Source organism: Streptomyces sp. NPDC021080 (assembly GCF_044333225.1).
GTDB lineage: Bacteria > Actinomycetota > Actinomycetes > Streptomycetales > Streptomycetaceae > Streptomyces.
Map to the genome: position 1 here is coordinate 162008 of NZ_JBIRQM010000011.1, position 12403 is coordinate 174410.

Annotated in this window: 11 protein-coding genes; 2 read left to right on the forward strand and 9 right to left on the reverse strand. The window is 74.0% G+C overall.

Translation table 11 applies throughout. From position 1 onward, the window contains the following. Positions 1–143: 143 nt before the first annotated feature. Both ACH4S8_RS26795 and ACH4S8_RS26800 read right to left on the reverse strand, forming a co-directional pair. Positions 144–2243: a phage holin family protein gene (locus ACH4S8_RS26795; RefSeq protein WP_398398315.1), complete on the reverse strand. Its 2100-nt coding sequence runs from the start codon at positions 2241–2243 to the stop codon at positions 144–146. A gap of 155 nt (positions 2244–2398) precedes the next feature. Next, entirely contained in the window at positions 2399–2878 is a 480-nt protein-coding gene (locus ACH4S8_RS26800) for a hypothetical protein (RefSeq protein ID WP_398398317.1), read from the reverse strand. Between the two features lie 84 nt (positions 2879–2962). On the opposite strand from ACH4S8_RS26800, the gene ACH4S8_RS26805 reads away from it, so the two are divergent. Both ACH4S8_RS26805 and ACH4S8_RS26810 read left to right on the forward strand, forming a co-directional pair. Then, positions 2963–3736, forward strand: a complete 774-nt coding sequence (locus ACH4S8_RS26805) for an MBL fold metallo-hydrolase (protein ID WP_398398319.1) — start codon at positions 2963–2965, stop codon at positions 3734–3736. Further along, entirely contained in the window at positions 3736–4452 is a 717-nt protein-coding gene (locus ACH4S8_RS26810; RefSeq protein ID WP_398398321.1) for a DedA family protein, read from the forward strand. The genes ACH4S8_RS26805 and ACH4S8_RS26810 overlap by 1 nt, the downstream gene beginning before the upstream one ends. Before the next feature lie 147 nt (positions 4453–4599). On the opposite strand, the gene ACH4S8_RS26815 is transcribed toward ACH4S8_RS26810, so the two are convergent. The 7 genes from ACH4S8_RS26815 to ACH4S8_RS26845 all read right to left on the reverse strand — a co-directional run bounded on the left by ACH4S8_RS26815 (position 4600) and on the right by ACH4S8_RS26845 (position 12337). After that, on the reverse strand, positions 4600–5727 hold the full coding sequence (locus ACH4S8_RS26815; RefSeq protein WP_398398323.1) for an MBL fold metallo-hydrolase: 1128 nt from the start codon (positions 5725–5727) through the stop codon (positions 4600–4602). Beyond that, positions 5724–6968, reverse strand: a complete 1245-nt coding sequence (locus ACH4S8_RS26820; protein WP_398398325.1) for an aminotransferase class I/II-fold pyridoxal phosphate-dependent enzyme — start codon at positions 6966–6968, stop codon at positions 5724–5726. Before ACH4S8_RS26820 ends, ACH4S8_RS26815 begins: the two co-directional genes overlap by 4 nt. Positions 6969–7177: 209 nt before the next feature. Beyond that, complete coding sequence (locus ACH4S8_RS26825) at positions 7178–8272, reverse strand: hypothetical protein (RefSeq protein ID WP_398398327.1); 1095 nt, start codon at positions 8270–8272, stop codon at positions 7178–7180. 332 nt (positions 8273–8604) lie between these two features. Then, a complete protein-coding gene (locus ACH4S8_RS26830; RefSeq protein ID WP_398398329.1) occupies positions 8605–9399 on the reverse strand; it encodes an RNA polymerase sigma factor SigF in 795 nt (264 codons plus the stop codon). A gap of 230 nt (positions 9400–9629) precedes the next feature. After that, entirely contained in the window at positions 9630–10208 is a 579-nt protein-coding gene (locus ACH4S8_RS26835; protein ID WP_398398331.1) for a TIGR03086 family metal-binding protein, read from the reverse strand. Then, positions 10205–10447: a DUF6158 family protein gene (locus ACH4S8_RS26840; protein ID WP_398398333.1), complete on the reverse strand. Its 243-nt coding sequence runs from the start codon at positions 10445–10447 to the stop codon at positions 10205–10207. The genes ACH4S8_RS26835 and ACH4S8_RS26840 overlap by 4 nt, the downstream gene beginning before the upstream one ends. Before the next feature lie 270 nt (positions 10448–10717). Further along, complete coding sequence (locus tag ACH4S8_RS26845) at positions 10718–12337, reverse strand: ABC-F family ATP-binding cassette domain-containing protein (RefSeq protein ID WP_398398335.1); 1620 nt, start codon at positions 12335–12337, stop codon at positions 10718–10720. Positions 12338–12403: the final 66 nt, after the last annotated feature.

The window sequence follows — 12403 nt, forward strand, 5'->3', positions numbered from 1 at the left end:
GCGATGCCCACAGTGTGGGCACGGCGGCCCGTCGGCCGCCTCCCATTTTCCGGCGTGCGCGACCTCGTCGGCCGGCTGCTCCCCCGTCCGCGGTGAAGCCGCCGCTCGGGCGGCCGGCTGCTCTCTCGCGGTGGGGTCGCCGCTCAGGCGGCCTGTTCGTCCGGGCGGGCCGCCGGGAGCGGTACCTGGGGGCCGTCGCACTCGCCCAGCCAGCGCCGCAGTACGTCGTGCACCCGCTCCGCACCGACGAGTCCGGTGTCCGGGCCCGTGGGTTCGGTGGCCGCTCCGGCCGGTGCGGACAGCGTCACCGGGGAGAGCAGGAAGGGGTGACCCTGGGCACCGCCGAGCCCGCCGTGCGAGCCGATCTGCTCCTCGAAGGCGAGGACTTCGCCCTCGACGGGGTCGCACCAGGAGTTGACCATGATGTCGGCGGCGTGCGGGAACGTGTGCGTGCGCCGCACCGCGGCGGCGGCGCCGGGGCCGAAGTCGGCCAGCGGGCCCGGGTGTTCGTCGTCGAGCCGGTCCACCGGCACCTCGGCTCCGTGCGCGCCGAGCACGAGTCCGCCGTGCTCCTCGCTGCGCACCAGGAGGAAGCCGACGCCGGGGTGGTTGGCGAGCGTGGACAGCAGCGCGGGGTGGCGCCGGTCGATCTCCTCCCGGCTCATCCGGTGCGGAACGTCGGGGAAGGAGACGAGCCCGAGGTTGCCGGAGGCCAGGACCAGGGGCTCGGAGCGGCGCCCTGCCGGTCCGCGCAGGTCCTCGCGCTCCTCGACCGGTCTGCGCAGAGCGGCCCGGACGGCGGTCCGCGCCTCGGCACCGCTGTGGGTGCGCCGCACCTTGCGGGGCACGGGCAGCCCGCAGCCCGCCCGGACCAGGTTGCCGAGGCTGAGGCCGTACCGGGTCTGGAAGGTCTCGCCCGGGCTCTGGCCGTGGTCGGAGAGCACCACGATCCGGTACGGCCGCGGGGCGTGCTCGGCGACCTTCTCGATCAGCGCGAGCGACCGGTCGAGCCGCTCCAGGATCCTCTCGGCGTCCCGGCTGCGCGGCCCGGAGTGGTGCGCCACCTCGTCGTAGGCGACCAGGTCCGCGTAGACCGCGTTGCGTCCGGCGAGCATGTCGCCGATCACCGCGGCGACCACGACGTCCCGCTCGACGACGGTCGCGAAGGCGCGGACGAACGGGTACAGCCCGCCGCGTCCGACCCGGGGCCGCCGCCGCTGGAGGCGGGCCCGGGTGGACTGGCCCGTCTCCCTGAAGGCCTCGGCGACGAACGACATCGCCGTACGGACGGCGTTGGCCGGGTCGGAGAAGTACGCGAAGTAGCCCGCCCGCGAGCGGTTGTCGCGTCCCCGGCGCGCGGCCACGGACAGCACGAGGGCGAGTTCGTCGGCGCCACCGCTGAAGAGGTTGCCGCGGCTCGCGCCGCCGACGGTGAGCAGCCCCGCGTCGCCGGTGTGCTCGACGGCCCGCCGCTGGAGTTCGGCGGCGCTGGTCGGCCGGTTGCAGACCATGACCTCCTGGGTGTCCTTCTCGTACCACCGGAAGGCGGGGACGTCGTGGTTGCTGCCGTGCAGGATGCCGAGCTGACTGGCGCCGGTCTGGCTGGACCAGTCGGTTCTCCACCGGGTGAGCCGGTGGGTGGGACGGGTCCCGTGGAGCCATCGGGCGGCGGTCGGCATCAGTTCCCTGTCGATCGCCTCGCGCAGCACGTCGTGTCCGACGCCGTCGAGTTGGAGGAAGACCACGCCGGGTGTCGAGGGGCCGGGCTGCCCGGCGGCGCGTCTGCGGCGGCGGTCGGCGAGGCGGTAGAGCCTGCGGCGGTACGCGTCGTCGTCCCGTACGGCGAGGGCGGCGCCGGTGGCCGAGGCGACGGCCGACATGACGGCGGCCACGACCACTGCGGTCTCGGGGGCCGCCTCACTGCTCCCGGAGGGGTTGAGCCGCAGGGCGATCAGCAGCAGCGAGCCGTTCAGGAAGAAGACGAGCAGGCCGAGCACGAAGGCGGGGACGAGCAGCAGGGCCCGCACGAGCAACGGCCACACCAGCGACGACAGGAGGCCGAAGACGCCCGCGCCGGCCGCCGCGGTGACGGCGATCCGGGTCGCGCTGTCCCCGCTCGGCGACTGCAGCCGGAAGTCGGGAAGCGCACCGGCGAGGACGAGCATCGTGACCGTGGACACGGCCCACACCGTGATGCTGCGTCCCGCCGCGCTGGCGAGGCGCCTCCACCGTCCCTTGTCCACGCCCAGCCCACCTCACGTCCCGGCCCGCCCGGTCCGCGCGGCCTGCTCCCACCCTGTCACAACGGCCGGAGATCCCCAGAAGTCCCCAAAAGCTGCAAGAAGTCCTCAGCAGGCTTCCCGGGTGCCTCAAGCCCGGGGGCACCCCGGGGAGGAGGTCAACGGCCGTCGTAACCGGCCGTCGGCATCGACAGACGGCGGTGGACGCTGGCCTTCATCTGGGCGTCGTAGAAGGGTTCGGCGGTGCCGACGGTCTCGATGCGCACGCCGCGGCGCGCGCACTCGGCGGTGAACTCCTCCACCGAGGCGAGGGCACGCTCCAGCACCCGGCGGCTGGGCGCGACGAACAGGTCCACGAGACCGGCCTCGACATCGGCCCACAGGCTGCGGTGGTCGGGGCGCAGACCCCGCACCAGCAGTTCCCGCGTGACGACATAGCCCTGCTCGGCGGCCCAGCGGGCGCACATCGCGTGCTGGCTGCGGGAGTCGACGAGAAAGGGGTCCTCGTCGAGCTCCTCCAGAGGTGTCAGGCTCGCGATCGCCGTGACGCGGAGCGACGGCGGGCGCGGCACGGAGCCGCTCCGCTCGTGCGGGCGTGCGAGGGCGTGCGCGCCGGAGGCACCGCGTGCGTCTCTCATGGTGTCCCCCTCACCTCCTGGTTTCGCCGCAGACCCTACTCCTGCCCGTAGGCTCGGGGGGAGTCGTGCGAAGGAGGCAAAGAGGTGCCGGTGGAGATCACCTGGTGGGGGCACGCCACCTGCACGCTGGAGGACTCCGGGACACGCGTGCTCACCGATCCCCTCTTCGCGCGCCGGCTCGCGCACCTGCGGCGCAGGCGCGGGGCGCCGCCCCCTCCCCCGGCGGCGGTCGCGGACGTCGCGCTCGTCTCCCATCTGCACGCCGACCATCTGCATCTGCCCTCGCTGGCGCGGCTGGCCCCCGGTACCCGGCTGCTCGTGCCGCGCGGTGCCCCGCGCTCGGTGCCCGGACTGCGCAAGCTGGACCATCTGCGGCTCACGGAGGTCGCGCCCGGTGACCGCACCCGGGTCGGCGACCTGGCCGTACGCACGGTTCCGGCACGGCACGACGGACGCCGGCTGCCGATCGGACCGCACCGCTCCCCCGCCGTGGGGTACGTGATCGAGGGCGAGGCGCGGACGTACTTCGCCGGGGACACGGGGCTGTTCGCGTCGATGGCCGAGGAGGTCGGACCGGTCGACGTGGCCCTGCTGCCGGTCGGCGGCTGGGGCCCGTACCTCGGGGACGGACATCTCGACGCGAGGCGTGCGGCCGAGGCGCTCGCGGCGCTGCGTCCGCGCAGCGCCGTGCCGGTGCACTACGGCACGTTCTGGCCCATCGGAATGGATGCCGTGCGCCCCCATGAATTCCACGCTCCGGGTGAGGAGTTCGTGCGCCTGGCCGCCGAGCGTGCGCCCCAGGTGGCGGTGCATCTGCTGCGGCAGGGCGAGAGCGTTCGTCCGGAGGCCGCTCGGTGATGTCCTGGTCCGCCGCGGGGGCGGTGGCTCCCTCGGTCGTTCTGTCGGTCAAGAGCGCCGTCGTCCTGTCGGTCAAGGGCACCGCTCCGGTCGTGTTCCTGTCCGACACGGCGCCGACCGTCCCGCCGGAGTCCACTCAGCAGGCGATCGGCTATCCGTCGCTGTTCCTCCTGGTGCTGATCGGCGCTCTGGTGCCGGTGGTGCCGACGGGTGCGCTGGTGAGTTCGGCGGCGGTGGTGGCCTTCCACCAGACGTCGCCCTTCGCGCTGTCGATGGTGTTCGCGGTGTCGTCGGTCGCCGCGTTCCTCGGCGACATGTCGCTCTACTGGCTCGGGCAGCGCGGTATGGGCTCGAAGAACGGGTCGCGCTGGCTGGAGACGATCCGGGAACGCGCCCCCGAGGACCGGCTCGCCCAGGCGCAGCGGAAACTCGCCGACCACGGCATCGCCGTCCTCGTCCTGTCCCGCCTCGTACCCGCGGGCCGCATTCCGGTGATGCTGGCGTGTCTGCTGGCGAAGATGCCGCTGCGCGTCTTCGCCCGCGGAGACGTCCCGGCCTGCCTCGCGTGGGCGGCCACCTATCAGATCATCGGCATCCTCGGCGGCTCGCTCTTCCCCGAGCCCTGGGAGGGCGTGGTGGCGGCGGTGGCGCTGACGGTCGCGATCAGCGTGGCGCCGAGCCTGTGGCGCAGGTTCCGCGGGCGGACCCCCTCGTAGCCACGCGGTCGCCGTCCGTACGGGGGCACGATCGCCGCTTCTTCGGGGACACCGTCCGTACGAGGGCACGGTCACCGCCTCTTGCGGGAACACCGTCCGTACGAGGGCACGTCACCGCCTCTCCGGGAGTCGTGGAGGAGGCACAGGTCATTCCAGCACCCGGGAACCCCCCACCGCCAAGTCCCACAGGTTCTCCCGGGCCAGGCCCGCCCGCTCCCACGCGGCCCGCACCCGCCGCAGGGGCTCCAGCACCGGTTCGGCGGAGAGCACGAACGTGCCCCAGTGCATCGGGGCCATGCGCCGCGCCCGCAGGTCGACGGCCGCCTGCACGGCCTCTTCGGGGTCGCAGTGCACATCGCTCAGCCACCAGCGGGGGTCGTACGCGCCGATGGGCAGGAGGGCGAGGTCGATCCCCGGGTGGCGCTGTCCGATGCGAGTGAACCAGTGGCCGTATCCGGTGTCGCCCGCGAAGTACACACGCGTGCCCTCGGGCGCCGTGAGCATCCAGCCACCCCACAGGGAGCGGCAGGTGTCGGTGAGGGTGCGCCTGGACCAGTGATGGGCGGGGACGAAGTCGAAGCGGACGCCGTCGAGTCGGGCCGCCTCCCACCAGTCGAGCTCGGTGACCCGGCTGAACCGGCGTCGCCTGAACCAGCGTCCGAGGCCGGCCGGCACGAACACCGGTGTGTCGCGCGGGAGTCGGCGCAGGGTCGGTGCGTCCAGATGGTCGTAGTGGTTGTGGCTGATGACGACCGCGTCGACGCGCGGCAGCGCGCTCCAGGCCACGCCGGCCGGGGTGATCCGGGCCGGGGTCCCCACGATCCGGCGGGACCAGACCGGGTCGGTGAGGACGGTGAGCCCACCGATCCGGATCACCCAACTCGCGTGCCCCGCCCAGGAGACGGCGACCGTCCGGGCGTCCACACCGGGCAGCGGTCCCGGCTCGAAGGGCAGCAGCGGGACGTCGGCGAGCGCGTCGGCACGCGGCCTCAGGGCACCTTCGCGGGCGAGCCGCGCGAAGGCACGCACCCCCGGCAGCGGCGCGGTCAGCCGGTCCACGAAGGACCGGGGCCAGACACGCCGCTCACCGAGCGGGCGGGGCCCGGTGAGGGGGTGCGGCTCGGTGAGGGGGTGCGGGGGTGAGGGCGGGGGCGGCAGGACGGTGGAGTGCCCCGGTGCCGGGGCAACCGGTGCGGCCGGTGCGGCACGGGGCACGGGATCGCCGGTGTCCTGGGGCGTCGTGCTCGTGGTGGTCGACTCGGACTGCTGCGTCATCGAGGAGACTCCCGTCGCTGAGCTTCGTCGCGGAGATCGTCGAAGGCCGACTCCAACCGGGTCAACGCGCGGTGCACATGCGGCAGTTCCAGGGGCGAGGGGGACGTGAGCGATTCCTGGCGTTCCTCGTCCGTGGAGCCGAGCAGCGGGCCGGTGCCGAGGCGGACCCGGAGCGCCGCGAGGTCGTCGCCGAAGCGGTGTCCGCCCGGCGCGGGCATGCCGAGCCGGACGGAGAGAAAGTCCTCCAGGTCCTGCGCGTCACCGACGCCGTGCGCGCCGAGGGCGGAGCGGAGCGGGCCGAGGTCGACGTACAGGTGCCGGCCGGCCTGCGGGGGGCGCGCGACGGCCCCCGCCGCGCCGAGCAGGCGGTGGGCGGCCTCGGCCACGCGCGCGTGCAGGCGTACGGCGGCCGTGAGCCGTTCGGTGATCGCGGCGGGCTCGCCGAGCGCGTACGCGGCCGCGGCGGCGACCGGTCCGGCGACGCGCGCGCCCAGCACGGTGAGCACGTCGAGGACCCGGGAACGCAGCGCCGCGCCCGCGTCGTCGTCGGGGAAGCGGGCGACGGCGGCCGGCCAGCCCTGCGGCAGGAAGACACCCGCGAGGTCGCTGATCACGGTGACGTCGTGGAGCATCTCGGCGGGGCTGAGCAGCACGGTGTCCTGCGGCCGGTGCAGGCTGTCGCGCCAGGTCTCGTCGCTGACGATGTGCAGCCCCTCGCCCGCCGCGGCCTCCACGGCCTCGTGCACCACCTCCGGGGGCGCGACGGTGGCGGTCGGGTCGTCGGCGACGGACAGCAGGAGCAGCCGCGGGTCGCCGCCCTCCGCGCGGACCCTGCGGACGGTCTCCAGGAGGGCGTAGGGATCGGGGACACCGCCGCACTCCGCGGGTGTCGCCACATGGAACACGGATCTGCCCAGCAGGCGTGCCTGGGGTGCCCACCACGCGGCGCACGGACGGGGCACGAGGATGTCGCCGCCGAGCGCGCCGGTCAGGGCGAGCAGCAGCGCGGGGGCTCCGGGGGCGGCCGCCACCCGGCCGGGGGCGGCGCGCAGTCCGCGCCGGGTCCAGTAGCCCCCGGCGGCGTCGAGGAGCACGGGACCGCCGCCGAAGGGCTCGGCGTCGTCGCGGTCCGCGGCGGCGGCCAGCACCGAGCGGAGTTCCGGCAGCACGGGGAGGCCCTGGCCGGGCAGGGGCGGACCGTACCGGACCGGTCCGTGGCCTTCCGGGTCCGTCCGCCGCATACCTGCCTCCGCACCGTGGATGCCGCCGTTCCCCGTTCCGGACCCTGCCCGTCCGTACGATTCCGGGTGTCCTCGTCCCCTCGTACAGTTCGCCGGGGGCCGCTCGCCGCCCCGTGCCGTGAGCCGGCCGGTGTCCAGAGGCATGCCGTCCCGTGCGTGTTCCCCCGTGCGCACCCGTCACACCATCGGCTGCCGCGGCGTCCTCCCCGCTAGAACCGCCGTCGGCGCAGTCTGCGCAGCTGGTACGCGGCCGCGCCCACGGCCCCGGCGATCAGCACTCCGCCGATGACCAGCGACGGCACGGAGTCGGTGAACACACCGCCCTCGCCGGCGCGTACGCCCCGCTGGACGGCGGGCGGAGGCGTCGCCGCCCCGGAGCCGGAGCCGGTCCCGGTGTCGGGGCCGTGCGTCGCCGTCGCGCTCCGGGCGACGGAGTACGAGGCGGTCCACTGCTTCCCGTGACCGCCCGGGGGCGCGGGGCAGACCCCGCCGACGTTCCACCGTCCGTCGGCACCCCCGGTGTCGGGGGCGCCCGTGTCGGGGGCTCCGGTGTCGGGTCCCGTTCGGTCCGGGCCCACCGTGTCGGGAACCGCGGTGTCGGGGCCCGGGCCGTCCGGGCCCACGGGGTCGGGAACCGTGTCGGGCCCCACCGTGTCGGGGCCCACGTCATCGGGACCTACCGTGTTTGGACCCACCGTGTTTGGACCCACCGTGTCCGGACCCACGGTGTCGGCGGTCAGCGGGTCGGGGGCCAGGGGGTCGCCTGCGCCGGGAGCGGGCGCCGGGGCGTCGGACACGACGGCGTACGGACCCCCGGCAGCGGGGCTCACCGCACCCGCCGCCCCCTCAGCCGCACCCGCTCCACCGGAATTCTTCGCGTCGGAGGCGTCCGAGGCACCGGAGTCGGAGCCGGTGCCGGTACCGAGCGTCCCGGGACTCACCTCGTCGAAACCGCGCCCCGCGTCGGACCCCTCTGTGGCGGAGTCCGCGTCCTGGCCAGGTCCGCCGGAGGAGACGTGGGCCGTTCCGCTGTAGGAGGCGGCACCCGCGGCGCCCGGGCCGGCGCCCTCGACGCGGTGAAGCTGAACCCTGCCCTCCTGGAAACCCTGCGAACTGGCGTCGATGGAGTCCGGCAGGGTTCCCCCGATCGCGTCGCAGCTGACCGTGACGGTGACGGTGCCGCCGGGTTCGACGGAGCCCGGACTGACCTCCGCGGCCGGATCCGCGGACGCGCCCGACGCGGCGGCGCCGAGGGCTGCGCCGGCCAGGGCGGTGGCGTACAGGGCACGGGCGGTGCGGCGCATGAGCGAGGCTCCTTCGGCGGGGCTGCGGTCCGAGAGTCACGGCCGTCGTGTCCCTCGGGGCCATCAGAGCCCCCCGTACCGCCGGGCGCGAACGGCCGGGCACCATTCGCGGGAAAGCGGGGGCCCGAGCGGGTGACATCGTGGCGGCGCGACGACCGGTTTCCCGGGCCCGCCGTCCGACGGTCCCGCACCCGACCCCGGCCCTCGCCCTCGCCCTCGCCCTCGCCCTCGCCCGGAGCCTGTACGGCATCCCCGGCCAGGTCCTGTCCGACGATTCCTGTCTGCCCGGCGGCGTCATGCACGCCCTCTCGCCGCACCGGTTAAAGATCAAGCTAGGCCGCGTCGCGCATGATCTGGTCGCGCAGGCGGGTGCAGCAGCGGTTGATGAGGCGGGAGACGTGCATCTGGGAGATGCCCAGTTCGTCGGCGATGCGACTTTGGGTCATGTCGTTGAAGAAGCGCATGTAGAGGATGGCGCGTTCCCGTTCGGGCAGGGCCTGGAGCCGGGGTTTGACGGCCTCGCGGTCGATGACGGTGTCGAGGGCCGGATCGGGTGAACCGAGGGCGTCGCCGAGGGAGTAGCCGTCCTCGCCGCCGGACAGTTCGGCGTCCAGGGAGAGCGCGGTGAAGCTCTCCAGTGCCTCCAGACCCGTCAGGACGTCCTCCTCGCTCATACGGGCGTGCTCGGCTATCTCCGCGACCGTGGGCCGGCGGCCCGGGATGGTCTGCGACAGGTCCTGTCCGGCGAACCGCACCCGGTTGCGCAGGTCCTGGACCCGGCGCGGCACGTGCAGGGTCCACATGTGGTCCCGGAAGTGGCGCTTGATCTCGCCGGTGATCGTGGGCACCGCGTAGCTCTCGAAGGCGTTGCCGAGCCCGGGGTCGTAGCGGTCGACGGCCTTCACCAGCCCGAGCGCCGCGACCTGGCGCAGATCCTCGTAACTCTCGCCGCGGCTGCGGAAGCGGCCCGCGAGCCGTTCGGCCATCGGCAGCCAGGACTCGACGATCTCCGCGCGGAGCGCCTCGCGCCGCTGCCCCGCGGGGAGCTCGGCGAGCCTGCGGAATGCCTCACCGGTGTCGGGGGCGTCGTCGTGCGGATGGTGCGTCGCGCTCGCTCGAGTTCGCATGGTGCGTCGCAACTCCCTTGATGATGCCAGGTGATGGACGGTCATCGTGGGAACGCACCCGTGCTCCGGACGAGTACACCCATGGCGCGGATAGCCGCTCCCACGGACGTGCCTCCTGTCCGAAGCACTGCAACTGCGTCTGCCCCACGCCCTGCGGGACAAACACCCTCCGATCCTCCCTGACGCCCGGCCGCCCGTCCTCCCGGGGTCCGGTTCTCCGCTCCCCCGGGTCAGGGCCGGCGGCCGACCAGGCAGAGCAGTTTCGTCTGGACGTCGGCGCCGGGCGGCGGCTCCTCCGGGGCCGCGAAGAGCCCGCTCTTCTCCAGCTCCGCCGCGTGCGGGGTGACCTCCCGGACCGCGAAGGACAGGAGGTCCTCGGGGAGTTGTTCGTCGGCGCCGATGGCGCGGGACAGGTCCCAGGCATGGACCGTCAGATCCGTGACCAGCTGCGCGCAGTAGTCACCCGCCGGCATGTCCCCGAACGAGAGGTGGACCGTGCGGTCGAGCGCGCCCGGCTCGGCGAACACCACGCGGGAGGCCTCGGCCACGGACTCCCAGGCGGCGACCGGGTCGGAGCCGAGCAGGTCGCCCTCGACGCTGTCGCCGACCCCGTCGACGGTGGCGCCGTCCCGGACCAGCGCGGGCACCCACGCCTGCTCGGAGACGAGGTGCCCCACGAGGTCGCGCACGCTCCAGCCGGTGCACGGTGTGGGGGCCTCCCACTGGTCGTCGTGGACCGCGTGGACCCGGCGGCCGAAGAACTCCAGGGCCTCCGCCTGCCGGGCCAGGATCGGCTGCGGGTCGCTCATGCCGGCGGCACCCCCGCGGGTCCGCGATCCCGGGCGCCGTCACGGGTGCGGCCCGCCGCGACGGGCCGCCGCGGATGGCGGCGCAGGTACTCGCCCTCCAGCTGTGCCATGCGCACGTTGTGGGTGTGCAGCGCGTCGTTCGAACCGTGCAACAGCGTGTCGTGGCGGGTGCGGTGGATGGCCTCCAGCTCTTTCATCAGCTGCTGGTCGTCCAGCCGGCCCGGGTCGACTCCGGTCATGGTGCTACCCCGCTCGTCGTGGCCGTCGGTGCGGTCCGGGCGCCCGCCCCGGGCAGACACTGCCCCGAGCGGCGTCCGGGAGGAAGCCATGGATCGAGACCCACTCCCTCCACTCTACGAACATCCGGGGTACCGGGCCTCCCCGGGACGTACTCGGCGCCGCCGCGGGCCCGCGCCCGGAAGCCGCCCGGCGCCCCGCCGCAGGCCCGTGCCCGGGCCCTCCTGCCGCTCCCGCTCCCGCTCCCGCCAGCCCTATCGCTCCCGCCGGCCCTACCGCTCCCGCTCCACGCGGCGCTCGTCCCACACCGGCTCCTGCGTCTCCCGTACCCGGCCGTCCGACCCGAAGACCAGGTAGCGGTCGAAGGAGCGGGCGAACCAGCGGTCGTGGGTGACCGACAGCACCGTCCCCTCGTACGCCTCGAGGCCTTCCTGAAGGGCCTCCGCGGACTCCAGGTCGAGGTTGTCGGTCGGCTCGTCCAGCAGCAGGGCCGTCGAGCCCTCCAGTTCCAGGAGCAGGATCTGGAAGCGGGCCTGCTGGCCGCCCGACAGCCTCTCGAAGCGCTGCTCGGCCTGGGCGGTCAGCTCGTAGCGGCGCAGCCTGGACATCGCCGCCCCGCGGTCCTGCGAGTGCTCGCTCCACAGGATGTCCAGGAGCGTACGGCCCTCCAGTTCCGGGTGGGCGTGCGTCTGCGCGAAGTGCCCGGCGACCACGCGGGCGCCGAGCTTCCACTCGCCGGTGTGCGCCACGTCGCCGCCGGCGAGCAGCCGCAGGAAGTGGGACTTGCCCGAGCCGTTGGAGCCGAGGACGGCGACGCGCTCGCCGTAGTAGATCTCCAGGTCGAAGGGTTTCATCAGCCCGGTGAGCTCAAGTCCCTTGCAGGTCACGGCCCTCACCCCGGTGCGCCCGCCGTGCAGCCGCATCTTGATGTCCTGCTCCCGCGGCGGCTCCGGCGGCGGTCCGGCCTCCTCGAACTTGCGCAGCCGGGTCTGCGCCGCCGCGTAGCGGGACGCCATCTCATGGCTGACGGAGGCCGCCTGACGGAGGTTCAGCACCAGCTTCTTGAGCTGCGCGTGCTTCTCGTCCCAGCGCCGGCGCAGCTCCTCGAAGCGCGCGAACCGCTCCCGCCTGGCCTCGTGATAGGTCGCGAAACCGGCGCCGTGCACCCAGGCGTCGGCACCGGCCGGACTCGGCTCGACGCTGATGATCTTCTGGGCGGCGCGGGCGAGGAGTTCGCGGTCGTGGGAGACGAACAGGACGGTCTTGCGGGTCTCCTTGAGCCGCTCCTCCAGCCAGCGCTTGCCGGGCACGTCGAGATAGTTGTCCGGCTCGTCGAGGAGCAGCACCTCGTCGGTGCCGCGCAGCAGCGCCTCCAGCACCAGACGCTTCTGCTCGCCTCCGGACAGGGTCCGGACCAGTCGCCACTGCGCCTTCTCGTAGGGGACGCCGAGGGCGGCCATCGTGCACATGTCCCAGAGGGTCTCGGACTCGTATCCGCGGACCTCGGCCCAGTCGGACAGCGCCTGCGCGTAGTGGAGCTGCGCCGCCTCGTCGTCCACGGTCATCATCGCGTGCTCGGCGGCGTCCACGGCCCTCGCCGCCTCGCGGATGCGGGGCGGGGCCACGGAGACGAGCAGCTCACGCACGGTCGTCTCGTCGCGCACGGACCCCACGAACTGGCGCATCACGCCGAGCCCGCCACCCACGTTCACGGTCCCGCCGTGGGGCTTGATCTCCCCCGAGATCAGCCGCAGCAGCGTCGTCTTGCCGGCGCCGTTCGGTCCCACCAGGGCGACGACGGCCCCTTCCCCCACCCGAAACGACACATCGCCGAGCAGCGCCCTCCCATCGGGAAGGTAGTACTCAAGGTGTGCGGCTTCGAGATGTCCCATGGGCAGGCATTCTCCGGGGAGCGGGGGTGCTGGGCAAACGCGTATCCCACGGAGGGCCCGGGGACG

Bases quoted from the DNA above. Each gene is read 5' to 3' on its own strand.
- ACH4S8_RS26830 (WP_398398329.1), bottom strand. From the start codon at position 9,399: ATGCGAACTCGAGCGAGCGCGACGCACCATCCGCACGACGACGCCCCC.
- ACH4S8_RS26825 (WP_398398327.1), bottom strand. From the start codon at position 8,272: ATGCGCCGCACCGCCCGTGCCCTGTACGCCACCGCCCTGGCCGGCGCA.
- ACH4S8_RS26840 (WP_398398333.1), bottom strand. From the start codon at position 10,447: ATGACCGGAGTCGACCCGGGCCGGCTGGACGACCAGCAGCTGATGAAA.
- ACH4S8_RS26845 (WP_398398335.1), bottom strand. From the start codon at position 12,337: ATGGGACATCTCGAAGCCGCACACCTTGAGTACTACCTTCCCGATGGG.
- ACH4S8_RS26810 (WP_398398321.1), top strand. From the start codon at position 3,736: ATGTCCTGGTCCGCCGCGGGGGCGGTGGCTCCCTCGGTCGTTCTGTCG.
- ACH4S8_RS26800 (WP_398398317.1), bottom strand. From the start codon at position 2,878: ATGAGAGACGCACGCGGTGCCTCCGGCGCGCACGCCCTCGCACGCCCG.
- ACH4S8_RS26835 (WP_398398331.1), bottom strand. From the start codon at position 10,208: ATGAGCGACCCGCAGCCGATCCTGGCCCGGCAGGCGGAGGCCCTGGAG.
- ACH4S8_RS26820 (WP_398398325.1), bottom strand. From the start codon at position 6,968: ATGCGGCGGACGGACCCGGAAGGCCACGGACCGGTCCGGTACGGTCCG.
- ACH4S8_RS26815 (WP_398398323.1), bottom strand. From the start codon at position 5,727: ATGACGCAGCAGTCCGAGTCGACCACCACGAGCACGACGCCCCAGGAC.